22 protein-coding genes, 2 tRNA genes and 2 rRNA genes are annotated in these 23,881 nt (G+C 51.1%); 11 read left to right on the top strand and 15 right to left on the bottom strand.

Annotated features, from left to right (window positions below; all coding sequences use genetic code 11):
* From J9260_RS17890 to dapA, 7 genes are all read right to left on the bottom strand, one after another.
* A 23S ribosomal RNA gene (locus J9260_RS17890) occupies positions 1-2,444 on the bottom strand.
* A 270-nt stretch (positions 2,445-2,714) separates the two neighbouring features.
* Positions 2,715-2,790: transfer RNA gene (locus J9260_RS17885), tRNA-Ala, on the bottom strand.
* Between the two features lie 23 nt (positions 2,791-2,813).
* Positions 2,814-2,890, bottom strand: a tRNA-Ile gene (locus tag J9260_RS17880).
* A gap of 90 nt (positions 2,891-2,980) precedes the next feature.
* Positions 2,981-4,477, bottom strand: a 16S ribosomal RNA gene (locus J9260_RS17875).
* Together the 16S and 23S rRNA genes with 2 tRNA genes alongside form the textbook arrangement of a ribosomal RNA operon.
* Positions 4,478-4,999: 522 nt before the next feature.
* Positions 5,000-5,764, bottom strand: coding sequence for an MBL fold metallo-hydrolase (locus tag J9260_RS17870; RefSeq protein WP_210219048.1), 765 nt, complete (start codon positions 5,762-5,764; stop codon positions 5,000-5,002).
* Positions 5,764-6,879 (bottom strand): outer membrane protein assembly factor BamC, encoded by a 1,116-nt coding sequence (bamC, locus tag J9260_RS17865; RefSeq protein ID WP_210219047.1) that lies wholly within the window; start codon positions 6,877-6,879, stop codon positions 5,764-5,766. Before bamC ends, J9260_RS17870 begins: the two co-directional genes overlap by 1 nt.
* Before the next feature lie 16 nt (positions 6,880-6,895).
* Positions 6,896-7,783 (bottom strand): 4-hydroxy-tetrahydrodipicolinate synthase, encoded by an 888-nt coding sequence (gene dapA / locus J9260_RS17860; protein WP_210219046.1) that lies wholly within the window; start codon positions 7,781-7,783, stop codon positions 6,896-6,898.
* Between the two features lie 89 nt (positions 7,784-7,872).
* Here dapA and J9260_RS17855 point away from each other — a divergent pair, with 89 nt between their 5' ends.
* The 3 genes from J9260_RS17855 to J9260_RS17845 are packed head-to-tail and all read left to right on the top strand — an operon-like array spanning position 7,873 to position 10,400.
* A complete protein-coding gene (locus tag J9260_RS17855; protein ID WP_210219045.1) occupies positions 7,873-8,352 on the top strand; it encodes a peroxiredoxin in 480 nt (159 codons plus the stop codon).
* 13 nt (positions 8,353-8,365) lie between these two features.
* Positions 8,366-9,784: a PhoH family protein gene (locus J9260_RS17850; protein WP_210219044.1), complete on the top strand. Its 1,419-nt coding sequence runs from the start codon at positions 8,366-8,368 to the stop codon at positions 9,782-9,784.
* A gap of 13 nt (positions 9,785-9,797) precedes the next feature.
* Positions 9,798-10,400, top strand: a complete 603-nt coding sequence (locus J9260_RS17845) for a DedA family protein (RefSeq protein WP_210219043.1) — start codon at positions 9,798-9,800, stop codon at positions 10,398-10,400.
* On the opposite strand, the gene J9260_RS17840 is transcribed toward J9260_RS17845, so the two are convergent.
* Positions 10,397-11,287, bottom strand: a complete 891-nt coding sequence (locus tag J9260_RS17840) for a LysR family transcriptional regulator (RefSeq protein ID WP_210219042.1) — start codon at positions 11,285-11,287, stop codon at positions 10,397-10,399. The genes J9260_RS17845 and J9260_RS17840 overlap by 4 nt on opposite strands.
* Positions 11,288-11,390: 103 nt before the next feature.
* Here J9260_RS17840 and J9260_RS17835 point away from each other — a divergent pair, with 103 nt between their 5' ends.
* Genes J9260_RS17835 through J9260_RS17825 form a run of 3 tightly spaced genes read left to right on the top strand, consistent with a single transcriptional unit; the run spans position 11,391 to position 13,227 of the window.
* Positions 11,391-12,086, top strand: a complete 696-nt coding sequence (locus J9260_RS17835) for a pirin family protein (RefSeq protein WP_210219041.1) — start codon at positions 11,391-11,393, stop codon at positions 12,084-12,086.
* Positions 12,087-12,096: 10 nt separating this feature from the next.
* A complete protein-coding gene (locus J9260_RS17830; RefSeq protein WP_210219040.1) occupies positions 12,097-12,645 on the top strand; it encodes a cytochrome b in 549 nt (182 codons plus the stop codon).
* A gap of 21 nt (positions 12,646-12,666) precedes the next feature.
* A complete protein-coding gene (locus J9260_RS17825; protein WP_210219039.1) occupies positions 12,667-13,227 on the top strand; it encodes a YceI family protein in 561 nt (186 codons plus the stop codon).
* Between the two features lie 19 nt (positions 13,228-13,246).
* Here the strand turns inward: J9260_RS17825 and J9260_RS17820 are convergent, their stop codons facing one another.
* From J9260_RS17820 to J9260_RS17805, 4 genes are read right to left on the bottom strand one after another with little or no spacing between them, the layout of a single operon-like run.
* Positions 13,247-14,839 carry a sensor histidine kinase gene (locus tag J9260_RS17820; RefSeq protein ID WP_210219038.1) on the bottom strand — a complete coding sequence of 531 codons (1,593 nt, stop codon included), beginning with the start codon at positions 14,837-14,839 and terminating at the stop codon, positions 13,247-13,249.
* A 22-nt stretch (positions 14,840-14,861) separates the two neighbouring features.
* Complete coding sequence (gene rsgA, locus J9260_RS17815) at positions 14,862-15,773, bottom strand: ribosome small subunit-dependent GTPase A (protein WP_210219037.1); 912 nt, start codon at positions 15,771-15,773, stop codon at positions 14,862-14,864.
* A gap of 44 nt (positions 15,774-15,817) precedes the next feature.
* On the bottom strand, positions 15,818-16,141 hold the full coding sequence (locus J9260_RS17810; RefSeq protein WP_228292336.1) for a c-type cytochrome: 324 nt from the start codon (positions 16,139-16,141) through the stop codon (positions 15,818-15,820).
* A 12-nt stretch (positions 16,142-16,153) separates the two neighbouring features.
* A complete protein-coding gene (locus J9260_RS17805; RefSeq protein ID WP_210219036.1) occupies positions 16,154-17,392 on the bottom strand; it encodes a M48 family metallopeptidase in 1,239 nt (412 codons plus the stop codon).
* A gap of 65 nt (positions 17,393-17,457) precedes the next feature.
* Between J9260_RS17805 and orn the strand changes: the two genes are divergently transcribed.
* Positions 17,458-18,003, top strand: a complete 546-nt coding sequence (gene orn, locus J9260_RS17800) for an oligoribonuclease (RefSeq protein WP_210219035.1) — start codon at positions 17,458-17,460, stop codon at positions 18,001-18,003.
* Here the strand turns inward: orn and gloB are convergent.
* The gene (gene gloB / locus J9260_RS17795) at positions 18,000-18,779 is read right to left on the bottom strand and encodes a hydroxyacylglutathione hydrolase (protein ID WP_210219034.1); all 780 of its coding nucleotides are present in this window, start codon (positions 18,777-18,779) and stop codon (positions 18,000-18,002) included. The two genes, orn and gloB, sit on opposite strands and share 4 nt — an antisense overlap.
* 149 nt (positions 18,780-18,928) lie before the next feature.
* Here gloB and cysQ point away from each other — a divergent pair, with 149 nt between their 5' ends.
* Positions 18,929-19,720 (top strand): 3'(2'),5'-bisphosphate nucleotidase CysQ, encoded by a 792-nt coding sequence (cysQ, locus tag J9260_RS17790; protein ID WP_210219033.1) that lies wholly within the window; start codon positions 18,929-18,931, stop codon positions 19,718-19,720.
* Here cysQ and J9260_RS17785 read toward each other — a convergent pair.
* Entirely contained in the window at positions 19,712-20,107 is a 396-nt protein-coding gene (locus J9260_RS17785; RefSeq protein ID WP_210219032.1) for an SseB family protein, read from the bottom strand. The genes cysQ and J9260_RS17785 overlap by 9 nt on opposite strands.
* A gap of 132 nt (positions 20,108-20,239) precedes the next feature.
* On the opposite strand from J9260_RS17785, the gene J9260_RS17780 reads away from it, so the two are divergent.
* From J9260_RS17780 to J9260_RS17770, 3 genes are all read left to right on the top strand, one after another.
* Positions 20,240-20,542: a hypothetical protein gene (locus J9260_RS17780; RefSeq protein WP_210219031.1), complete on the top strand. Its 303-nt coding sequence runs from the start codon at positions 20,240-20,242 to the stop codon at positions 20,540-20,542.
* A gap of 116 nt (positions 20,543-20,658) precedes the next feature.
* On the top strand, positions 20,659-21,060 hold the full coding sequence (locus J9260_RS17775; RefSeq protein ID WP_210219030.1) for a hypothetical protein: 402 nt from the start codon (positions 20,659-20,661) through the stop codon (positions 21,058-21,060).
* Positions 21,050-22,069 (top strand): amidoligase family protein, encoded by a 1,020-nt coding sequence (locus tag J9260_RS17770; RefSeq protein ID WP_210219029.1) that lies wholly within the window; start codon positions 21,050-21,052, stop codon positions 22,067-22,069. The genes J9260_RS17775 and J9260_RS17770 overlap by 11 nt, the downstream gene beginning before the upstream one ends.
* Here the strand turns inward: J9260_RS17770 and J9260_RS17765 are convergent, their stop codons facing one another.
* Positions 22,070-23,854, bottom strand: a complete 1,785-nt coding sequence (locus J9260_RS17765) for an ABC transporter ATP-binding protein (RefSeq protein WP_210219028.1) — start codon at positions 23,852-23,854, stop codon at positions 22,070-22,072.
* Between the last annotated feature and the right edge of the window lie 27 nt (positions 23,855-23,881).

The following is a 23,881-nucleotide window of genomic DNA, read 5'->3' as shown; positions in this document are numbered from 1 at the left end:
TCGAGGTGCCAAACTCCCCCGTCGATATGGACTCTTGGGAGGAATCAGCCTGTTATCCCCGGAGTACCTTTTATCCGTTGAGCGATGGCCCTTCCATTCAGAGCCACCGGATCACTAAGACCTACTTTCGTACCTGCTCGACTTGTCTGTCTCGCAGTCAAGCGTGCTTATGCCTTTACACAAACCTCTCGATTTCCGACCGAGATTAGCACACCTTCGCGCTCCTCCGTTACTCTTTGGGAGGAGACCGCCCCAGTCAAACTGCCCACCATGCACTGTCCCTGACACTGTTATGTCGAGGTTAGAACATCAAAATTGCCAGGGTGGTATTTCAAGGATGACTCCACCAGAACTGGCGTCCCGGTTTCATAGTCTCCCACCTATCCTACACAAGCAAGTTCAATGTTCAGTGCAAAGCTACAGTAAAGGTTCACGGGGTCTTTCCGTCTAGCCGCGGGTACACTGCATCTTCACAGCGATTTCAATTTCACTGAGTCTCGGATGGAGACAGTGCCGCCATCGTTACGCCATTCGTGCAGGTCGGAACTTACCCGACAAGGAATTTCGCTACCTTAGGACCGTTATAGTTACGGCCGCCGTTTACCGGGGCTTCGATCAAGAGCTTCGCTTGCGCTAACCCCATCAATTAACCTTCCGGCACCGGGCAGGCGTCACACCCTATACGTCCACTTTCGTGTTTGCAGAGTGCTGTGTTTTTGATAAACAGTCGCAGCGGCCTGGTCTCTGCGGCCCCCAACAGCTTTAACACCGTCAGGGGCGTACCTTCTCCCGAAGTTACGGTACCATTTTGCCTAGTTCCTTCATCCGAGTTCTCTCAAGCGCCTTGGAATTCTCATCCAGCCCACCTGTGTCGGTTTGGGGTACGGTCAGCACTAACCTGAAGCTTAGGGACTTTTCTTGGAAGCATGGCATCAACCACTTCAGCACCGTAGTGCCTCGTCATCACGCCTCAGTGTTAAGGGTTCCCGGATTTGCCTAAGAACCCCACCTAAACGCTTAAACAACCATCCAATAGGTTGCTGGCCTAGCCTTCTCCGTCCTCCCATCGCAGTTAGTGCCGGTACAGGAATATTGACCTGTTTCCCATCGACTACGCATTTCTGCCTCGCCTTAGGGGCCGACTAACCCTGCGCCGATTAACGTTGCGCAGGAAACCTTGGGCTTTCGGCGGACGGGTTTTTCACCCGTCTTGTCGTTACTTATGTCAGCATTCGCACTTCTGATACCTCCAGCAAACTTCCCAGTTCACCTTCACAGGCGTACAGAACGCTCCTCTACCACCATGCTTTCGCATGATCCACAGCTTCGGTATATGGCTTAAGCCCCGTTGAATCTTCCGCGCAGGCCGACTCGACCAGTGAGCTATTACGCTTTCTTTAAAGGATGGCTGCTTCTAAGCCAACCTCCTGGCTGTCTGTGCCTTCCCACATCGTTTCCCACTGAGCCATAATTTGGGGACCTTAGCTGGTGGTCTGGGTTGTTTCCCTTTTGACAACGGACGTTAGCACCCGCTGTCTGTCTCCCGTGCTCGCACTTCCTAGTATTCGGAGTTTGCAATGGGTTGGTAAGCCGGTCAGGGCCCCCTAGCCATAACAGTGCTCTACCCCTAGGAGTGATACACGAGGCGCTACCTAAATAGCTTTCGAGGAGAACCAGCTATCTCCGAGCTTGATTAGCCTTTCACTCCTATCCACAACTCATCCCCTACCTTTTCAACGGGAGTGGGTTCGGTCCTCCAGTGTATGTTACTACACCTTCAACCTGGTCATGGATAGATCGCCCGGTTTCGGGTCTACTCCCAGCGACTGAACGCCCTGTTCAGACTCGCTTTCGCTACGCCTCCCCTATCGGTTAAGCTTGCCACTGAAAGTAAGTCGCTGACCCATTATACAAAAGGTACGCAGTCACCCCGTAGGGCTCCCACTGCTTGTACGTACACGGTTTCAGGTTCTATTTCACTCCGTTCACCACGGTTCTTTTCGCCTTTCCCTCACGGTACTGGTTCACTATCGGTCGGTCAGTAGTATTTAGCCTTGGAGGATGGTCCCCCCATCTTCAAACAGGATTTCACGTGTCCCGCCCTACTTAATATGTCCTCTATGCCGTTTCGTGTACGGGGCTATCACCCTGTATCGCGAGCCTTTCCATACTCTTCCACTACAACATAAAGATTCGGCTGTTCCCCGTTCGCTCGCCGCTACTGGGGGAATCTCGGTTGATTTCTTTTCCTACAGGTACTTAGATGTTTCAGTTCCCTGCGTTCGCTTCCCTTGCGGGATACCACTAAAGTGGTGGGTTTCCCCATTCGGAAATCCTCGGATCAATGCTTATTTGCAAGCTCCCCGGGGCTTATCGCATGCTATAACGTCCTTCATCGCCTCTGACCGCCTAGGCATCCACCGTATACGCTTAGTCACTTGATCCTATAACCCTGAGCAGTCTGTACCTTTTGTGCAACAGACTAGGGTTATAGAGCGCCTATTCTCTCGTAACGATCATTCTTGAGATTTACAGTTTTTCATTCAGTAAAAATCTCGCCTTGATTACTTTTCCGTTTTGTTAAAGAACGACCCTTTAGGGTTGTACCGACAAAAGCCAGTGCTAGACACTTTACCGTTGTAAAATAAAGTGCCTTGCAGTGACTTTTCGAGGTTTGCCTAGTGTTAACAATTACTGCTGTGCCCCGTGAGGGATGGTGGAGCCAGACGGGATCGAACCGACGACCTCCTGCGTGCAAGGCAGGCGCTCTCCCAGCTGAGCTATGGCCCCATGTAACCTTGACTATGCAAGAGTGGTGGGTCTAGGTGGACTTGAACCACCGGCCTCACCCTTATCAGGGGTGCGCTCTAACCAACTGAGCTATAGACCCGTATTCGGTACTAAAGCGCTTGCAGTAATTGTTTGGTCTGCCAGAATAAACTTGTGTGGGGGCTTGTGGATTGCCTTGAGCGTTTCTCGTAAAGGAGGTGATCCAGCCGCAGGTTCCCCTACGGCTACCTTGTTACGACTTCACCCCAGTCATCGGCCACACCGTGGCAAGCGCCCTCCTTTCGGTTAGACTACCTGCTTCTGGTGCAACAAACTCCCATGGTGTGACGGGCGGTGTGTACAAGGCCCGGGAACGTATTCACCGCGACATGCTGATTCGCGATTACTAGCGATTCCGACTTCACGGAGTCGAGTTGCAGACTCCGATCCGGACTACGGACAGCTTTCTGGGATTTGCTTGATCTCGCGATTTTGCTTCCCTCTGTACTGCCCATTGTAGCACGTGTGTAGCCCTGGTCATAAGGGCCATGATGACTTGACGTCATCCCCACCTTCCTCCGGTTTGTCACCGGCAGTCTCCCTAGAGTTCCCACCATTATGTGCTGGCAACTAGGGACAGGGGTTGCGCTCGTTGCGGGACTTAACCCAACATCTCACGACACGAGCTGACGACAGCCGTGCAGCACCTGTGTTAGTGTTCCCGAAGGCACCAAAACATTTCTGCTAAGTTCACTACATGTCAAGACCAGGTAAGGTTCTTCGCGTTGCATCGAATTAAACCACATGCTCCACCGCTTGTGCGGGCCCCCGTCAATTCCTTTGAGTTTCAACCTTGCGGCCGTACTCCCCAGGCGGTCAACTTAATGCGTTAGCTGCACCACCGACCTCTAGAGTGAGGCCGGCGGCTAGTTGACATCGTTTACGGCGTGGACTACCAGGGTATCTAATCCTGTTTGCTACCCACGCTTTCGTGCCTCAGCGTCAATGTTGGTCCAGAGAGCCGCCTTCGCCACTGGTGTTCCTTCCGATCTCTATGCATTTCACCGCTACACCGGAAATTCCACTCTCCTCTCCCACATTCTAGCCTCCCAGTATCAGATGCAGTTCCCAGGTTAAGCCCGGGGCTTTCACATCTGACTTAACAGGCCGCCTACGCACGCTTTACGCCCAGTAATTCCGATTAACGCTTGCACCCTCCGTATTACCGCGGCTGCTGGCACGGAGTTAGCCGGTGCTTCTTCTGTTGGTAACGTCATTATCTTCCCAACTGAAAGTGCTTTACAACCCGCATGCCTTCTTCACACACGCGGTATTGCTGGATCAGGCTTGCGCCCATTGTCCAATATTCCCGACTGCTGCCTCCCGTAGGAGTCCGGGCCGTGTCTCAGTCCCGATGTGGCTGGCCATCCTCTCAGACCAGCTAAAGATCGTCGCCTTGGTAAGCCTTTACCTTACCAACTAGCTAATCTTACGCGGGCTCATCTATTAGCGCATTGCTGCTTTCCCCCGTAGGGCGTATGCGGTATTAATCCAGCTTTCGCTGGGCTGTCCCCCACTAATAGGCAGATTCCCACGTGTTACTCACCCGTCCGCCGCTCTCAAAGGCCGAAGCCTTCTACCGCACGACTTGCATGTCTTAAGCATACCGCCAGCGTTCAATCTGAGCCAGGATCAAACTCTTCAGTTCAATCTCTATATAAACATTTGAAATTGAAGAGCAATCCGTCGAAATTACGTAATTAACGTGAACTTCTTGGGTTGCTTGCTTCTGTGCTCAATGCACTTTCCGCAAGCCCCCACACAAGTTATCTGGCTTCTCTTTTTAAAGTGTCGCGCTGAACTGTTTCAGCGAGGAGGCGAATCTTATAACGTTTTCGATGTTGGTGTCAAGCACTTTTTTTCAAAAACTTTCTTCGCCGAAGAAACTGTTAGATCGGAGATCTTTCACTTTAAGCGATTGATTTCCTTTCTGTTTTCAGGTCGTTTCCGGCCTGAGTGAGGTGCGCATCTTAAGGACTTCAGAATCAAGTGTCAAGCACTTTTTTCTACCTTTTTCGCCACCCCAGAAAGTTAATCTATTTTCACCTAAGTGATTGATTTCTTTTCCGTTTTCAGTGCCGTTATGCCCTGAAGAAGGTGCGCATTATACGGATCCCTTCTCAACCGTCAACTCCTTTTTAACCCTTTTTTAACTCATTTTAAAAAAACTTTAACGCACTTCTCTCCAGTCAATCCCATCCTGTTGATTTGCAAGCTGAATCCACTTTTCGCTGGAATCCACCCCTAAACACAGGGCTTGATAGGCATGTGATGGCAAATTGTTATTTTCGCTCAAATGCATTCCAACAAGGTGCTGTAAACGGCTGACATCAAGCTGTTTCAGCAAATCACTGGACTGACGATTATCCAAATGCCCGTAACGCCCCGCCACCCGCGACTTCAGTGATGGTGGGTAAACACCATCTGCCAGCATCTGTGCATCGTAGTTACACTCTAAGAGTAGCGCGTCGAGATTCTGTAACATCTGCGTAATAAGCGGCGTGTGACTGCCTACGTCGGTTAGCAACCCAACCCGATGGTTGCCGTCACTAAATACAAACTGACATGGCTCACGCGCATCGTGAGGCACAGGAAAAGGGGAAACTAACAGATCATGAATAGGGAGCGACTGGTGAACATTAATGTAATGCGTTTGGGCGAAGCGAATATCACGCATGGCATGATAGGTACCAACGGTTAACCAGACGGGGATATTATAGCGACGTGATAAACGCCCCACGCCGGATGCGTGGTCGCCGTGCTCATGCGTAACGAGAATGGCGGTTAATGATTGCGGTGGGCAACCGAGACGATGCAGGCGCATTTCAGTTTCTGCCAAACTAAAACCGCAATCGACAAGAATCCGGGTTGCCCCGGATTCTATTAGTGTGGCATTACCTTTACTGCCGCTCCCTAATGAAGCGAAACGCAGCATCAGCGTTCAAATTCAGACTTCAGGCGTTCCAAAATGCCTCGCGCAGCAGCAGGCTTGAGTGGCGTGCCGTCAACGTCGCCGACAGTAATCAAACTGCGATTACCGGCATCAGCGATCATCACTTGGTAACGACCACCAATTTTCATGACTTCGCGGTCAGATTTAAACATACGTGTAAACAGACCTTGCTTCTCACCACGATCAGTATCGCCGCGATAAGTTGCAACGTATATACCTTTATCACGCTGCTGATCTTCGATGCTTAAGCCAATACGACCCAGCATTACGCCAGTACGCACCCAAACGTCATTAGCACTACCGCCCAACGTCAATGCAGGATAACCACCTTCTAAGGTTGTCATTGCAACAGGTACGGAAGTTAAGCTGGCTTCAGGAATAGGAGCTGACTGCCGCCCTGCATCGCCACCTTGCATGAAAATCATCAGGCGATTGAGCATTTCACCTTCCAGCTCAGGCTTGGAAGGCTTGTATTCCCAGCGCGTGCCAGTACCACTCACATGCTCTTCCGCACGTTCGTGACTTAGGTAAACCTGAGTAACTCCAGCTGAAGGACGTTCTAAACGCACTTTATAGCGGTCACGGCTACCTGCGTCGTACATACCTTCAAAGGCTTTACCCAATAATTTACGCACACCATCCATTGGGATTTCGGCTTTATTTTCTGCCCAATCCGTTTCCATCACACCGACACGTGGTTCATCACGCTTAATGTCGATACCGATGACGCGCCAGAATTCTTGCAGTTTCGGCCATACGGCATCAGCAGGCGCATTCACTTGCAGCCAACGTACATTACCGTCACGCATTACTTGCACACCGGCATTGACTGGCAACACCGCACGCCCATCGCTACGGGCTTGACCGCGTGCCAATGCAGAAGCACTGACAGAACCGCCAGGGATCGTGGCATAAGTCGGGTCGTAATCGGGTGAGCTGAGGTCAGGTGGAACTTCTAGCGTATTGACACTTTTGTTGTTCTTATAATCAATCCGGTCGCCAACGTCGAAATCAAGCATTTGGCAACCAGACAAAACCAACGTTGAGCTGACAATCAACGCAACAGAAGACAGATGGCGGATATTCATGGGGTTCATTGTATATACCGTTTAATTAACTAATACAGTTTATTCCTGCTAGACGCATCGCTGCCAGTACTTTTGGCTGAACAGCATCAGAAAGGGGAACGAGTGGCAGACGGATACCCTGCACATCACCGTAACCCATTTGTGCCAACGCCCATTTCGCAGGAATCGGATTAGGTTCGAGGAACAAGCTGGTGTGCAAACCTTCCAGTGTCGCATTGATCCGCGTTGCTGTTGCACGATCACCAGCCAGTGCTGCGGCACACATGTCGTGCATAGCTTGCGGTGCGACGTTAGCGGTCACGGAAATGTCACCTTTGCCACCCATCAAAATAAATTCCATCGCGGTTGCATCATCACCGCTGTACAGATCCATGCGATCACCGCAAAGCTCCATAATTTGCCTAGCTCGCTCTAGGTTGCCGGTAGCTTCTTTGATACCAATGATATTGGAAATAGAGGCAAGGCGTTCAACCGTTTCTGGCAACATGTCGCAAGCGGTACGCCCCGGCACATTGTACAAAATTTGTGGAATCGCTACTCGCTCAGCAATCGCTTTGTGATGCTGGTATAAACCTTCCTGCGTAGGTTTATTATAGTACGGTGTCACCAAAAGACAGGCATCCGCGCCATCTTGCATGGCGATTTCTGTCATTTCAATGGCTTCTGCCGTGCTATTGGAGCCTGTTCCGGCGATTACGGGGATTTTTCCCGCCACCAGATCAATCACACGTTTCATCACATGGCGGTGTTCCTTGTAATTCAAGGTCGCCGACTCACCGGTTGTACCAACGGCCACAATAGCGTCCGTGCCATTTTCAAGATGGAAAGCTACCAGAGCTTCCAACGCTGCCTCATCGACTTCCCCGCTTGCTTTCATCGGGGTTATGAGTGCCACCATACTGCCGCGAAACATGCGATCCTCCAAAAAATAATTTGACAGCATACTACTGGCGCGGTTAATGAAACACAAGCATTACACTCGTGACTAAATAGGAGAAACCCATGACGACCCCAACCCTTGGCAACCCGGTTCCAGACTTTAGCTTGACAGCTACTTCGGGGAAAACCTTCCGCCTGTCTGAATTCAAAGACAAGGCATCGGTTGTCCTTTATTTTTACCCGAAAGACAGTACGCCCGGCTGCACCACTGAAGGGCAGGATTTCCGTGATGCATATCCACAATTCGTTGCAGCTGGCGTGGAAATTTTCGGAATTTCGCGCGACTCACTGAAATCGCATGAAAACTTCAAGGCGAAGCAGGCATTTCCCTTTGAGTTACTTGCTGATACGGAAGAACTGGCCTGTCAGTTGTTCGATGTCATTAAAATGAAAAACATGTATGGCAAACAGGTTCGTGGCATTGAACGCAGTACGTTTTTAATTGACCAGCAAGGTGTGTTGCGGCGCGAATGGCGTAAACTAACGGTCAAGGGACACGTTGCCGAGGTACTTGCTGCGGTGAATGCGCTTTCATCAACCTAACCGAAGGATCCTCATGAATTCTACTCAACACCAACATCCACAACGCTTATTCGTGCTTGATACCAATGTGTTGATGCACGATCCGACCGCCTTGTTTCGGTTTCAGGAACACGATGTATTTTTACCGATGGTGGTCTTGGAAGAACTGGATCAGCATAAAAAAGGGGTATCTGAAGTCGCACGCAACGTGCGGCAGGTGAGCCGCTTTATCAATGATATGTTGTCGGCGGCGGGGATTGATGCGATTCACGCGGGTATTTCCCTGCTGAATCAGCGACTCAGCGGTACGGGCAAAGGGGCGGCAAGCGGCTATTTACTGTTTCAAACGGAAGCGATTGCATCGCAGTTGCCCGCGCATTTGTTGGGAGATTCAGCGGATAACACTATTCTGGCAGTAGCGTTGAGCTTGCGCGATAAGCATCCGAACCGGGATGTGGTGCTGGTTTCCAAAGACATTAATTTACGTATCAAAGCCACCATCATTGGGCTGAAAGCGGAAGATTATTTCAACGATCAGGTGTTGGATGATGCGGATTTATTACCAACGGGGTTTCACGAATTACCCAACGACTTCTGGGAAACTCACAGCAAAGAGATGAAATCTTGGCAGGAACATGGGCATACCTTCTACAAGCTGTCAGGGCCGATGACAACGAGCTGGTTGCCGGGGCATTTCATTGCGGTAACGGGTGACGCGCCGTTTCAGGCAATTGTACGTAAAAAGTCGCCTGATCATGTAGTGATTGAAACGGTGCGCGATTTCACCGAACCACGCCACGCGGTTTGGGGAATTAATGCGCGGAATCGCGAACAAAATTTCGCACTGAATTTACTGACTGATCCTGAGATCGACATTGTGACTTTGCTGGGAACTGCGGGGTCGGGCAAAACTTTGCTGACCTTGGCGGCAGCGTTAGCGCAAACCTTGGATGAACAGCTTTACAAAGAAATCATTATGACCCGCGTTACCGTGCCGGTGGGTGAGGATATTGGGTTCTTACCGGGAACCGAAGAGGAAAAAATGGCTCCTTGGATGGGTGCGTTAATGGATAACCTCGAAGTGCTCACGCAACCCACCACTGGCAGTAAATGGGGACGTAACGCCACCGACGAATTCCTGATGAGCAAAATCAAGGTAAAATCGTTGAATTTCATGCGCGGGCGCACCTTTTTGAATCGCTTTGTGATTATCGACGAGGCGCAAAATCTCACCCCGAAACAGATGAAAACCTTGATTACCCGTGCAGGCCCCGGAACAAAAGTGGTGTGCCTTGGCAATATTGCCCAGATTGATACGCCTTACTTGACGGAAACTTCATCTGGTCTAACCTATGTAGTCGATCACTTGAAAGGCTGGGAACACGCAGGGCATGTGACGTTGCAACGCGGTGAACGTTCACGCTTGGCGGATTATGCTTCCGAGCATTTGTAATTAAAGGATTTTTATGTTGCACGATTTTATTAACTGGATACTCGCCACGGTTGAAGCTTGGGGATATTGGGGCATTTTCATTGCGATGGCGATGGAATCGACAGTATTGCCCGTACCCAGCGAGTTAGTGGTAATTCCCGCTGGAATGCTGGCTTATCAGGGTAAAATGAGCTTATTCGGAGTCATTATGGCTTCAACCTTCGGTAGTTTGCTGGGCGCAACCATCAACTATGTATTTGCCATGTGGGTGGGACGACCATTTCTGGAAAAATACGGCAAGTATTTCTTTGTACGCCCTGCACTGTTACACAAGACAGATGTTTTCTTCACCAAACACGGGGCGATTTCGACCTTTACCGGGCGTTTGATTCCGGGGATTCGTCACTTGATTTCGCTGCCCGCCGGATTAGTGGGAATGAATTTTGCTTCATTTGCCTTTTACACCACCGTCGGTGCTGGTTTGTGGTCGATCGTGCTGGCACTGTTCGGCTACTTCATCGGCGGCAGTCAGGAAGTGATTGCTGAAAATAAAGGGCTGATTGTATTGGGAACCTTGGGTTTTGTTGCTTTGGTCATCGGTGGTTATTACTTCTGGCAAAAACGCCGCACCGCCTAAGCAATTTGCAGGGTACTAATCAAAAAATCGACCAATACCCGCGTCTTTTCTGGCAGAAATTGGCGCGAAGGATAGACCGCGTAGACCGATACGGTTTGCGCGGAATAGTCCGGTAAAATCCGCACCAACTCACCCTTTTCCAACGCCGCGATCAATTCAAAATCAGGCAGGAGCGCAACGCCCATGCCTGCGATGGCGGCTTGTTTCAGCACTTCACCGTTATTGGCGCATAATTGCCCGCGTATTTGTACATTGCTGGCGTTTCCGGCTTGATCATAAAACGTCCAACCTTCGCGGTGACTAACATTGGTGTAATGCAGGCATTGGTGCTGGGCTAACTCGGCTGGCGTTTGCGGTGTGCCGTGGGTTTGCAAATAGGCTGGCGCGGCAACGGGCAACAAGTAGGCATTTTCCAGCTTGCGAGCCACCAGACGCGAATCGTCCAACACGCCGATACGGATGACCACATCGTAATCACCACTCGCCGCGTCAGTGTAAGCATCGTCCAAATGCGCGGTCAGGTGAATATCGGGGTGTTGCTGCAAAAAGCGAATCAGCAATTTCGTGAGGCGCACTTTGCCATAAGTCATCGGCATATTGATGCGTAACTCGCCACTGAGTTTGCCCTGCATCGCCAGCAAATGTTGATCAACGCGGTTCACTTCTTCCTGAATTTCGCGGCAATGTTGGTAGTAATAATGCCCTGCTTCGGTCAAAGACAGTTGGCGGGTGTTACGGGTCAGCAGGCGTACACCCAGCTCGGTTTCCAACATTTTCAAGCGTTTGCTGACAGCAGCAACCGTCAGTTCCAATTGATCGGCGGCAGCAGTGATGCTTCCCTTATCAACGACAGCAACAAAATTAGCCATGTAATCCAAGCGACTCATTGTTAACTTCCTGTTGAGAGTTAATGTAGTTTTTGTGTCTTTATCAAAAACCCATTAAACCTTATTCTTTTACTCAGGTAAAGACGGTTTCAAGGAGCAGGTTATGGAACTTATTCGTGCAGATTCACGCGGGGCATTCACCAACGACTGGTTGGATAGCCGCCACAGCTTTTCGTTTGGCGATTATTATGATGCCGAACGGATGCATTTTTCATCGCTGCGGGTGATCAATGAGGATTGGGTGGCGGCGAAAGGCGGCTTCCCGATGCACGGGCATCGTGATATGGAAATCGTCACTTATGTGATGGAAGGTGCGTTGTCGCACAAGGATAGCCTCGGCAATGGCAGCACGATTCGCCCCGGCGATGTGCAGCGCATGAGTGCAGGACGTGGGATTTTGCATTCGGAATTCAATCATTCGGAAACCGAAGCGGTACATTTGCTGCAAATCTGGTTATTGCCCAAGTTTACGGGGATTCAACCGGGGTATGCGCAGGAACATTTTCCGCTGGAACAACGGCGCGGCAAGCTGCAATTGCTGGTGTCAGCGGATGGGCATGACGGGTCGTTGCAGATGAATACCGATGCGAATTTATACGCCAGCATCTTGGCAGCGGGCGAACAGGTAACGTATCTGCGCCCGGAAAATCACGCGGTTTATGTGCATGTCGCACGCGGCAGTTTGCAGGTAAATGGCGTAACGTTACAGGCAGGCGACGCACTGCAAATTCGCGAGGAAACGGAATTGATGTTTGGTACGGCGGATTCGGCGGAATTTTTGGTGTTTGATTTGCCGTAGAAGGTGATTTATGCAGATTGGAAATTCAGCAAAAACGTATGGTCTGGTGTCGATTGCACTGCACTGGGTAATGGCGGTGGCGTTGATTGGCATGTATTGCGTCGGCGATTACATGGTGGAACTGGAGTATTACGACCGTTTGTACCACACGCTACCGGGATTGCATAAGGAAGTCGGCGTGCTATTAGGCGCGTTATTGTTGGTGCGCGTAACGTGGGTCACGGCACAACCACGCCCGCAGATAGTGGGCAATGCACCCGCGTTTACCCACACGCTTGGCAAATTGGGACACCTTGTGCTGTACGGTTTGCTGATCGTGATGCTAATCAGCGGCTATTTGATTTCGACGGCAAAAGGGCATGGCATTAACGTGTTTGATTGGTTTGAAGTACCTGCCCTGTTGCCGCAAAGCAAGGAACGCGGTGAGCTGGCGGGCGATATTCACGAAATTGCCGGAACCTTGTTTATTTTACTGGTTGGCGTACACGCGCTGGCTGCTTTTATCCACCATTTTTATTGGAAAGACAACACCTTGACCCGCATGTTGGGCAAGGGTTAATGACACACAAAGGAGATTCACATGAAAAAAGTACTCGCCACTTCACTGTTAGCACTGGGTTTGTTCGCAGGCTCAGCGGCACACGCGGATGATTACACCATTGACACCGAAGGGATGCACGCTTTCATCCAATTCCGCATCCAACACTTAGGTTATAGCTGGCTGTACGGGCGTTTTGACAAATTCAGCGGCAATTTCAGCTACGATGAGAAAACACCCGACGCGGCTAAAGTGGAAGTGACCATCGACACCACCAGTGTCAACAGCAACCATGCGGAACGCGACAAGCACTTGAGCGGTGAAGATTTTCTGGACGTTGCCAAATTCCCGGAAGCCAAATTCGTCAGCACTAAGTACAGCGGCGGTAAGCTGGAAGGCAACTTAACCCTGCACGGCGTTACCAAACCGATCACGATCGACGTGAAAGAAATCGGTGCAGGTGCTGACCCGTGGGGCGGTTTCCGCCGTGGTTTTGAAGGCAGCACTAAATTTGCCCTAGCCGATTTCGGCATTGAAAAAGATTTGGGGCCAGCGTCTAAAGAAGTCGAGATGATTTTAGCGATTGAAGGCGTGAAAAAGTAACCACGTAGGGGTACGACGTTTAGCGAGCCGGTAAGGTAAACAAAAACGTCGTGCCCTGCCCTTGCATAGACTCCACCCACAATTGCCCGCCGTGCGCTTCAATAATCGAGCGGCACAGGGCTAAACCAATGCCCATCCCGCCATCGCCCTTGGTTGTGACAAAGGCATCAAATACGGTAGCTTGCAGTGATGCATCCATCCCCGCCCCCGTGTCACGAATTTCGATTTGAAAATAATGTTCTGGATTCATGAAAGCGCGGATCAAAATTTGCCGCTGGTGACTCGGCGTGGTTTTCATCGCATCCAGCGCGTTTTGCACAATATTTAAAATCACCTGTTCGATTTGAATGGTATCGACCGATGCAGGCGGCAAACCTTTGCGCACATCCAACAAGATAGGCACTTGCATTCGATCCGCCTGATGTTTAATCAACACCAAGGCATCACGAATCAAGGTATCCAGTGGGGCTTGAACTTTTTGCGGGTGCTGTTTGCGCACAAACGAGCGTAAGCGGCGAATAATCTGCGAAGCACGCAGGGCTTGCTGCTGAATACTTGCCAGCGGCTCCGCCAAGCGTTCCGGGGAATCACCGTTTTGCGACAACCGTTGGCAAGCGGCGGCGTAGTTGGCGATAGCGGCTAACGGCTGGTTCAACTCGTGTGCCAAACCCGAAGCCATTTCCCCCATGGTGTTTAAACGCGCCACGTGCGCCAAATCGGATTGGTGTTGACGTGCGGCTTCTTGTGCTTGGCGGTATTGCGTTTCCTGATGATCCAAGCGATACGCCAAACGTACCACCGCCACCACACTACCCAGCAACAATACGGTGGCTAACACAGATTCAACTTCTTTGTGGGTAAAGGCTTCTGTCGCCAATACCAGCGGCAACCACCCCAATAAAAACGGGAACAACGCAATCAGGCTGATCACGCGCCGCGCAACTACTCCACCTGCGGTATCTTGCGCCATCACCCGCAACATACTGCCTTCCACCCGCGCCAATACAATGCCCCAACCCAGAATCGCAAAAGCGGTTGCCGAGTGTAACGCCATGCCCGCCTCCCCGAATAAGCGGAAAAATACATCCTCTTGGTAAGCGTATCCCAAAAACACGCTAACCAACGCCATACCACCCAATAACGCGGAAACTTGCGCGATTTGCACCAATAAAGCCCGATTGGAACTCAGCAACAACAACGCAATATTCGTCAGGGTAAAAATCAACGCGGGGTGCGGCGACATATTGCTGCCGGGAACTTCGATGCTCAACCACTGAGCCAAGCGGGTCCCGATCAAGTCACCGTGAACCCAACCGAAATATTCCGCCAAACCCATACAGCCCAACACGCAACCCAATACCGCTAACCCACGCCCCGCATACAACTGCGTTACCGACACACTAACAGGCTGCAAAACCAGCAATGCTAAACCGGTCAACATAAACGCCACCGCCGAAGTAGGTTCCACCTGCGGCAATTGTGGGCTAATGCGGTACAGCACAGGAATATCCAGCCACCAACCGCACAACACCAGCCAGCCCGCGCCGATGACTACCAACGCTGCCAATTTGGACAATATATGTAAACGACTCAAATAATCTGCATTGACCATCGTCTTACCTAAATCCCGCTCATCACCCGTTGCAATCTGCCAATAAATTCAAATAACGGGCAAACCGACGCGGTGGAATTTTCCCCGCACTCACTGCCGCCTTAATCGCGCACCCCGGCTCATGATTATGGGTGCAATTGTTGAAACGGCATTCCCCCAAATACGCACCAAATTCAGGGAAACCGCCCTGCAACGTACTAAAGTCCAGCCCCACCAAACCAAAATCGCGCACCCCCGGCGAATCAATCAGCGTACCGCCGGAGGGTAAACGATATAAAGTGGCGGAAGTGGTGGTGTGCCGACCTTCGCCGGTTTGCCCGATTTCACCCACGCGGATTGCTTCATCCGGCAACAGTTGTGCTGCAATCGAGGATTTTCCCACCCCGGATTGCCCCACCACAATCGCGGTGCGCCCCTGAATCGCGGCAGACACCGCGTCGATACCCGCTTGCTGATCGGCACAGACGTGTAAAATCGGGTAGCCGACAGCTTCGTATTCCGCCAAACAAGCTTCCATTTCAGGGGTGGTTTGCGCGGCACGTAAATCGGCTTTATTCATCACCACCAGCACTTCAGCAGGTAAACGCCGTGCGGCAATCAAATAACGATCCAGCATTTCCCACAAGGGTGCGGGTTGCCAGCTTGTGACCACAATCAATAGATCAATGTTTGCCGCAACGGGGCGCAATTTACCGCGAAAATCCGGGCGTTCCAACACATTGCGGCGCGGTAATATCTCGGTAACAGCGGCATTGCCTTGGGCTTGGCGTTCCCAGCGCACCGCATCACCGCAGGCTACCTGATCAAGCTTACGCCGCGTGGTACAACGCAATAATTCGCCGCCAGCGGTTTCAACCAAAAGATCAGCACCAAAGCGGGTAATCACCTGCCCAGTGCCGGAAGGGGGGAGAAGAGTGTGAGTGTTTTCCGTCATACTGACTATTGTGACGGAAAACACGCGGATTGCGAATGCCTAACTTACTGAGTGCCTGCATTTGGCACAGGTGCGGCATTCGTCGTCGCTGCTCCAAACTTGTAGTAAGTGTCATTCAGATAAGCAACGACATCCAAAATTTCGTCATCAAACCAATTCGTAGGAAGATTGGCATCACAGCGACGCACTTGGCTTTCCAATGCGTTTAAATCGCTCACCTTACGGTCGGCACGGGTAAAAACCTCCGTCCCGTGGCAACTCAAACATTGCGAGGCCGCGAACAGTTTTTTCCCGTTAGCGGGATCACCACCCGCCACGGCAGTCTGCATCAGCAGCAAGCCACTAAAAAATATCAAGACAGCTTTCATTTCACTACTCTTTCAGGGTTGTTGTTGTAAATGCGCAATCCGTATCGCTGCGGGCGGATGCGAATCATAAAACGCCGAATACCAAGGATCAGGTGTCAAGGTACTGGCATTCTCTTTGTAAAGACCTACCAATGCCGCAATCAGTTCCGCACTGCTGGATTGTTCCGCAGCAAACGCATCCGCCTCAAACTCGTGCTTGCGTGACCACCACGCCATCAACGGCCCGATAAAAAACGTAAACGCCGGACTCACCAATAAAAACAACAACAACGCCATGTAGGTAGAATCCTGCACCCCAAACGCCGCGTAAAACCACGTCTGCTGCATCAACCACGCCAACACCGCAAATCCCGCCAAGGTCATGCTCATCGACAACACCATGCCTTTCACAATGTGCTTGCGTTTAAAATGCCCCAACTCGTGCGCCAATACCGCCTCAACCTGCGCCGGAGTCAAATGCTTTAACAAGGTATCGAAAAACACAATGCGCTTGTTTTTCCCAAAGCCAGTGAAATACGCATTGCCGTGCGCCGAACGCCGCGAACCATCCATTACAAACACACCGTTGCTGTTAAACCCAGCGCGGGTCAGCAGCGCATCAATCCGCGTCGCCACCTCGCCTTCTTCCAGCGGGTTGAATTTATTAAACAGCGGCGCGATAAATTTCGGGTAAGCCCAAGTCATTAACAACGAAAACGCCGTCAACGCAGCCCAGGCATACAACCACCAATACGCCCCCGCAAACCCCATCAACCACAATATCAGCATCACAAAAGGCACGCCGATCACCAGCGACAGCGCGGTACTTTTCAGCAAATCACTCGCAAACGTCAGCGGTGTCATTTTATTAAAGCCAAAGCGTTGTTCCAGCACAAAACTGCGATACAACGATGCGGGCAAATCCAGCACACTGGAAATCAGCAGTAAACTCACGATCACCGCCGTACCGGTATACAAATCACTCCAGCCCAAGCTGCGCCACACACTGTCGAGCCAAGCCAAGCCGCCCGCCAATGTCCAGCCCAATAAAATGACCAAACCCAACACCACCTCAATGCGCCCGAAACCACCCTTTGCCAAGGTATAATCGGCTGCCTTTTGATGTTCCGCCAAAGTCACTTTATCAGCAAAAGCCGTAGGCACAGCGGCACGGTGCGCGGCAACATGCTGCTTTTGGCGCAACGACAAATACAGTTGCACCAAGGTAGACGCAAAGAGAAAAACTAAGAAAAGGTAAGTAAATGTTTGCATGGTATATCTGTTAGAATTTCGGATTCCCCAAAGTTTAAGCAAGTCTAGGCAAAGCAGCAAAATATATGGCTATAAATCAGGAAAATTTAATCTGGATTGATCTGGAAATGACCGGATTGGACAGTTTCAACGATGTCATTATCGAAATCGCCACCATCGTCACCGACAAACACCTCAATATTCTCGGCGAAGGCCCGGTGATTGCCATCCATCAGCCGGATGAAGCCCTCGCAAAAATGGACGACTGGAATCAAAAACAACACGGAGGTTCGGGTTTGGTAGCGCGGGTACAAGCGAGTCAATGGAGCGCACGCGAGGCGGAACTGGCAACACTGGAATTTCTGCGCGAACACGTTCCGGCTGGAGCATCACCGATGTGTGGCAATACCATTTGCCAAGACCGGCGTTTCTTAGCACGACACATGCCGGAGCTGGAGAAATTCTTCCACTACCGCCATTTGGATGTCAGCACTCTGAAAGAATTAGCCAACCGCTGGAAACCCGGCCTAGCCGAGGGCTTTAAGAAAGAATCGCGGCATCTGGCAATGGACGACATCCGCGACTCGATTGAAGAACTGAAGTTTTACCGCGAACATTTTATTCGGCTTTAATCATATTCGGTATCTTTCCAAATCCGCAGCACTGCGAAAATATCTGCCGGGGTATGGGTTTCCCGCCCCGCGATTTCTTCGGCTTTCACAATCACTTCGGGGATGTGAGTGCGCAAAAACGGATTGGTGTCGAATTCATCCCCCAAGGTAAACGGCACAGTAGCGCGGCCTGAATCCAGCAACTCCCAACACGATTGCAAGCGCACTGCCAGCGCGGCATTATCCGGCTCCACCCATTTCGCAAAGCCAATGTTATCCACGGTGTATTCATGGGTGCAATACACCAAGGTTTCGGCGGGTAACTGCGCAATGCGTTGTAATGATTGATGTAAATCGCCCAGCGTGCCGTCAAACACCCGCCCACAGCCGCAACCAAACAAGGTATCACCACAGAACAAACTATCTTCACCGTAATAGGCGATATGCCCTGCGGTATGCCCCGGCACATCCATCACTGTGAAACTCAGCCCCAATTCTTCCAGCACCACCTGCTGACCTTCTCCCAAGGCACGAGTCATATGCGCAATATACTCACTGGCAGGGCCGTAAACCGGCAAACCGGGGTAAGCTTCCAACAGCTTTTCAATACCGCCGGTATGGTCACGGTGATGGTGGGTAATTAAAATCGCTACGGGCGACATATTGCGCCGTTGCAATTCCTCAATCACTGGCTGGGCATCACCCGGATCCACCACTGCTGCGAACTGACGCTGCTCGTTGGTAATCAACCAAATGTAATTGTCTGTAAAAGCTGGGACAGAAATCACCTGAATCATGCTGCACCTCAAACGTTGACGTTCACTCGCCCATTCAACTATAGCTTGCGCAGTCTTATCATCGCATATTTACGCTTGATCGGAGTAGATTTTCGGATGGGCGAATGCCCTATGCTAAACTCAGCATCAAACAATACCAGAGAACACTCATGCAGTTACCCACATTAGTCACCGCCGTTGTCCGCATTGCCCAAGACGCTGGCGACAAAATCATGGCAGTCTACAATTCGCCCGACTTCGCGGTGGAACACAAAGCCGACGATTCCCCGCTCACAGCGGCAGATATGGCATCGCACCATCACATTGTGGATGCCTTGACTGCACTCACCCCGCAATATCCGGTGCTTTCCGAAGAATCCGCCAGCCTGTCCTTTAGCGAACGTAGCCAATGGCAAACCTACTGGCTGGTTGACCCGCTGGATGGAACCCGCGAATTCGTCAAACGCAATGGCGAATTCAGCACCCTGATTGCACTGATACACAACCACGCCCCCATTCTCGGCGTAGTCCATGCCCCCGCGTTAAATGAAACTTGGTTTGCACACCAAGGCGGCGGCGCATTCAAGCAAATGCACGGGGAAACTTTCCCAATCAGCACCCGTGCCACCGGCAAGCCGCTCAAAGTCATGGGCAGCAAATCACACCGTGACCCGATCATGCCGCAGTTTCTGGAACGCATCGGCGCACACGAATACGCGGTGATGGGTAGCATCCTCAAAGCCTGCCGCGTCGCTGAAGGTTCTGCGGACATTTACCCGCGCCTCGGTTTAACCTCGGAATGGGACACCGCCGCTGCGCAAATCATTGTGGAAGAAGCCGGTGGGCACTTCACCCGCGCTGATATGCAACCGCTGCGTTACAACACCAAAGACTCCCTACTGAACCCGCATTTCTTCGTGTTCGGCAAGGATTATCACGACTGGTCGCAATATTTAGTGTAGGTTTTGCAGCATCCCCACTTCCAGATCAATCCCCATCTCATGATCGGGGTTGATCGAAATGCTGTAACCCACCCCGACTTTCTCGATAATCCACTTAAATTCTGCCAGCAAGCCGCCGCCGTAGCCGGGGAAATCGCGCACAAATACCTTGGCACGATCCGGGCTGGTGAACAAAATCAGAACTTTATTGCCCGCATCATCATCCAACGTCAGCGGCACGGCCTGATCGCTGGTCGTCGGTTGCAAACCGCCAATTTGGTGCTTTTCGTAAATCGGCATAAAGAGCGTAACTTCCATCAATTGCTGAATGAAAGCTTCGCTCTCCAATTCGCCGGACTGGGCTTTGACTAACAGCTCTTCGGCTTCGTTCATGGTTTGCGGGTTCATCGCGGGGTATCCTTTAGTTTGAATGCCCGCAAAGGGTAATCAATACCCGCCGCTGACACAATGCCACATAGGAATCATAAGGGAAAACCTTCATACTTCGGGGTAACGAACATCACCCGGTACACACGCATTATGGAAAATCCGCTCATTACCGTTCAGCATGAGCATATTGTCATTACCAGCAAAGCTCACAAACAACTGCGCTTACACGTCAGCCACTACCTCCAGACACCCGCCCATTTGCTGTGCCAATTTGCTGAAAACGAAAACAATTTATTTGCTGCCGTCTTTGCCAATTCGCACGATACGCCGCAACTGGCACGCCGCGCCACCTCGTTTATCCGTGCTTATTTGTTCATTGCCGATGTCGGCGCGATGGAAATCGCAGTGTTACAAGCGATTGATGCCAGTTTGCGCAATCGTCCGCGTTCTTAGGCACTTTATCCTTTATTTGCCCTGAGTATTTGCGTTACGCGCGGCGAGGGTCTACACCTAAAAGCTACAACAATACAAAACGGTTTTGCGAGTACCAACCCCAAAGGAAGTCCATCATGAGCGATAAAATCGAAAAGCTTTCCGAGCTTGATCTGCAATTCAATGCTTATGCCAAAAGCAATTACACCTACAACGATGCGGAACTGTTAGCCTCGCTGTGGAACATTGATATTGTCGATGCTAAAAAAACCATAGGCTATAAAATCATCAATAAAATCGAACACTTATTACCCGAAAAAATCATCGGCGGCTCAGGCAAGTTTGAAGGCGAAGAGCGCAAATACGACCTGCCCGCGTTAGGTACATTTGTACTCAGCCCTTACACCTACAGCGATGCCGAAAAATTGGCGGAATTGTGGGAAATCGGCGTAGTAGATGCCAAAGAAGTGATTGGTATCAAAATCATGTACGGCAACGAAGATTTATTACCCGAAGAAGTGCGCATCGTTGGCTGCTAATATCGCAAACGCTGCCTGCGCCACGGTAGGGATTGAGGTGGAACTGCTGGCTCCGGCTGGCAGTGACCGCCGCGCACTCGCTGAGTTAATCGCCAAACGCTTAAATGGCAGTGTGCGGGCGTTTTTCCACACCGATTCCGAACCCAGCAAGGTGCAAGGTAAGCCCTTGTTTTATCATCTTACCCAAGGTTTTGCGGTGCATGACGCGCACGGCAAATTGATTGCCAAGTGCGTAGATGACATTACCTTGCAACACGATCTCAACAAAGACGCGCCAGCCGCCCCCGGTTGGTATCGGCTGGTGAGCGACGAAATTCGCCTGCTGCGGCTGATTTCTCGCCACAGCCAAGCGGATTTACCCATTGCTGCCAGCTTACAAGCCGTTGGGGAATTGTTTGGCACGCAACCGCAAGCCAGTGCGGGCGGGGTGTATCGCTTGAGTGATAGCACTGGCGCATCCATCGCCCTTGCCGCCCCCTTACCCGGTGAACGCGAACGGGCTTGCGAGTTGATTACCGCGCCGCTGGCAGCCGATGATCACGACACCTTGGCATTATTGCTGGATTGCGCCACCGAACTGGGCTTTTTATTGCCACTGGAAGGCGCGACGCACCTGCACTTTGACGGCACGCCGTTTTGTCATCCAGCCACGTTGCAACAGTTGGTCAATACACTCCACCCGCAGCGAGAAGCGTTACGCCAACAATTACACACCAATCCGCACTGCCGCCGCTTGGGGGCGTGGTCTGAAAGCTTGCTTGCCAGTGTTAACGCTGCCGATTTCAGCCAGTTAACGTGGGACGAAGCGCGTCCTCGTTTAGCCCAACTATCCAAGAAAGAGCTGACCAAATACTGCGATTTCAATATTCGCAATATCATTGTGCCAACAGCGGGCAAACACACCGTGGAAGTGCGTATTTTACCCTCAACATTAGTGGCTGACGTTATTCAGGCAGCGATTGATCAATTTCAAACGTGCTTTGCGCAAGTGATTGCCGAAACCCGCTAATCACGCGCCGCCATACAATTTGCGATACAAACCATCTTGCTGAAGCAATTCGTGGTGGCTGCCCTGCTCACTAATGCTGCCGTCTTCAAACACGAAAATATGATCCGCTTGCCGCACCGCGCTCAAACGATGTGCAATGATCAAGGTAGTGCGTGCTTTAAGGAAATCCGCCAAAGCATCGTGCAATTTCTGTTCGGTTTCCATATCCAATGCCGACGTTGCTTCATCGAGAATCACCACGCTGGGGTTGGATAAAATCATCCGCGCAATCGCCAACCGTTGCCGCTGCCCACCGGAAAGGCGCATTCCCTGCCGCCCGACAATCGTATCCAAACCGTGCGCCTGTTCGCGTACTGTGTCAGCTAATTGCGCAGTGTGTAACGCTTCCCACAACTGCTCATCCGGCAATTCACGCCCCAAGGTAAGATTCAAGCGAATGCTGTCATTAAATAACGCAGGGTGCTGCAACACCGTTGCTACGTGTTCGCGCACCACATCCAAACCAATTTCCGTGACCGGCACGCCGTCAAAATACAACTGACCTTGTTGCGGCTGATACAAACCCAGCAGCACCTGCACAAAAGTTGATTTCCCTCCACCACTTGCACCCACCAACGCCACCACACTGCCAGCGGTAATGGTTAAATTCACGTCTTTCAATACCGGCGGTTTATCACCGTAAGCAAAGGTAATGTGTTCAGCTTGCACACTCACGGTAGTTTTTCCCGCAAACGGGTTGTGCAGGTGCGGATATTGCGGCTCTGGTTGCATCGCCAACAACGTGTTAATGCGTTGCAGTGCTGCGCGTGCCCCGTACCAACCGTATTGAATCGCCAATACTTCTTGCACCGGAGCCATCATAAACCACAGGTAACTGAAAACCGCGAGCATTTCCCCAATACTCAAATCCGAAAATACCACCATCAACATGCTCACGGCACGAAACACATCGAATCCGGCAATAAACAAGGTAAACGACAAACGGTTAGCGGCATCGCTACGCCACGCAAACTGCCCCGCATGAACTTTCACCGCTTCGGCGTGCGTCGTTACCCGCGCAAAGAAATTACGCGCCCGGTTACTGGCACGGATTTGCTGCACGGTATCCAGCGTTTCGGTCAAGGCTTGCTGAAACAATTCAAACGCGCTGTTTTCTTGGGTTTTCAAGGTTTTGACATACGAACCCAGCTTGGTGGTCATTAAAATCACCACCGGATTGAGTAATAAAATAAACAGAGCCAACTGCCAGTGTAACCACAGCAGCACTACCACTACACCAATCAGGGTTAAAATCGCCACCACGAATTTGCTGATACTAATGCCAAGAAATTGATCAATAGTTTCCACATCCACCACCAGCCGCGAACTCACCGTGCCGCTGCCCAAGGTTTCGTACTCGGTCATGGAAATGGTTTCAATGTGACTCAGCAAACGTTGCCGAATTTGGAAGGTAATATTCTTGCTGATTAACGTGAATTCACGGGTTTGATAGACCGAAGCCACCAGCCACAGCAGGCGCATTATCATGGTCAACACGGTAATTGCAGCAATATACAACACCGCCCCGTGCCAATCTGCCGGAAACCAAGCATTCATCCAGCCAACCAGCACGGCAGGTTTATTCAACAAAACCTCGTCCACCAGCAACGGAATTAACAAAGGAATCGGCACGCTGATCAAGGCCGCAATAATGGCAATGCTGTTAGCGATGATGAGGGCACGACGATGCTGCAAAACTTGCTGAAATAATTCGCGCCAAGTGTATTCGGTCAGGGGTATTTTCATTGCGTCATCCTACTCGGAATTAATTGC

This window comes from Thiothrix unzii (genome assembly GCF_017901175.1).
GTDB classification, from domain to species: Bacteria; Pseudomonadota; Gammaproteobacteria; order Thiotrichales; family Thiotrichaceae; genus Thiothrix; species Thiothrix unzii.
This window is presented reverse-complemented; position numbering and strand designations above follow the sequence as displayed.

What these genes read in the sequence shown, in the direction of transcription:
- J9260_RS17870 (WP_210219048.1), bottom strand. Translation starts at nt 5,764, where the DNA reads ATGCTGCGTTTCGCTTCATTAGGGAGCGGCAGTAAAGGTAATGCCACA.
- bamC (WP_210219047.1), bottom strand. Translation starts at nt 6,879, where the DNA reads ATGAACCCCATGAATATCCGCCATCTGTCTTCTGTTGCGTTGATTGTC.
- dapA (WP_210219046.1), bottom strand. Translation starts at nt 7,783, where the DNA reads ATGTTTCGCGGCAGTATGGTGGCACTCATAACCCCGATGAAAGCAAGC.
- J9260_RS17855 (WP_210219045.1), top strand. Translation starts at nt 7,873, where the DNA reads ATGACGACCCCAACCCTTGGCAACCCGGTTCCAGACTTTAGCTTGACA.
- J9260_RS17850 (WP_210219044.1), top strand. Translation starts at nt 8,366, where the DNA reads ATGAATTCTACTCAACACCAACATCCACAACGCTTATTCGTGCTTGAT.
- J9260_RS17845 (WP_210219043.1), top strand. Translation starts at nt 9,798, where the DNA reads ATGTTGCACGATTTTATTAACTGGATACTCGCCACGGTTGAAGCTTGG.
- J9260_RS17840 (WP_210219042.1), bottom strand. Translation starts at nt 11,287, where the DNA reads ATGAGTCGCTTGGATTACATGGCTAATTTTGTTGCTGTCGTTGATAAG.
- J9260_RS17835 (WP_210219041.1), top strand. Translation starts at nt 11,391, where the DNA reads ATGGAACTTATTCGTGCAGATTCACGCGGGGCATTCACCAACGACTGG.
- J9260_RS17830 (WP_210219040.1), top strand. Translation starts at nt 12,097, where the DNA reads ATGCAGATTGGAAATTCAGCAAAAACGTATGGTCTGGTGTCGATTGCA.
- J9260_RS17825 (WP_210219039.1), top strand. Translation starts at nt 12,667, where the DNA reads ATGAAAAAAGTACTCGCCACTTCACTGTTAGCACTGGGTTTGTTCGCA.
- J9260_RS17820 (WP_210219038.1), bottom strand. Translation starts at nt 14,839, where the DNA reads ATGGTCAATGCAGATTATTTGAGTCGTTTACATATATTGTCCAAATTG.
- rsgA (WP_210219037.1), bottom strand. Translation starts at nt 15,773, where the DNA reads ATGACGGAAAACACTCACACTCTTCTCCCCCCTTCCGGCACTGGGCAG.
- J9260_RS17810 (WP_228292336.1), bottom strand. Translation starts at nt 16,141, where the DNA reads ATGAAAGCTGTCTTGATATTTTTTAGTGGCTTGCTGCTGATGCAGACT.
- J9260_RS17805 (WP_210219036.1), bottom strand. Translation starts at nt 17,392, where the DNA reads ATGCAAACATTTACTTACCTTTTCTTAGTTTTTCTCTTTGCGTCTACC.
- orn (WP_210219035.1), top strand. Translation starts at nt 17,458, where the DNA reads ATGGCTATAAATCAGGAAAATTTAATCTGGATTGATCTGGAAATGACC.
- gloB (WP_210219034.1), bottom strand. Translation starts at nt 18,779, where the DNA reads ATGATTCAGGTGATTTCTGTCCCAGCTTTTACAGACAATTACATTTGG.
- cysQ (WP_210219033.1), top strand. Translation starts at nt 18,929, where the DNA reads ATGCAGTTACCCACATTAGTCACCGCCGTTGTCCGCATTGCCCAAGAC.
- J9260_RS17785 (WP_210219032.1), bottom strand. Translation starts at nt 20,107, where the DNA reads ATGAACCCGCAAACCATGAACGAAGCCGAAGAGCTGTTAGTCAAAGCC.
- J9260_RS17780 (WP_210219031.1), top strand. Translation starts at nt 20,240, where the DNA reads ATGGAAAATCCGCTCATTACCGTTCAGCATGAGCATATTGTCATTACC.
- J9260_RS17775 (WP_210219030.1), top strand. Translation starts at nt 20,659, where the DNA reads ATGAGCGATAAAATCGAAAAGCTTTCCGAGCTTGATCTGCAATTCAAT.
- J9260_RS17765 (WP_210219028.1), bottom strand. Translation starts at nt 23,854, where the DNA reads ATGAAAATACCCCTGACCGAATACACTTGGCGCGAATTATTTCAGCAA.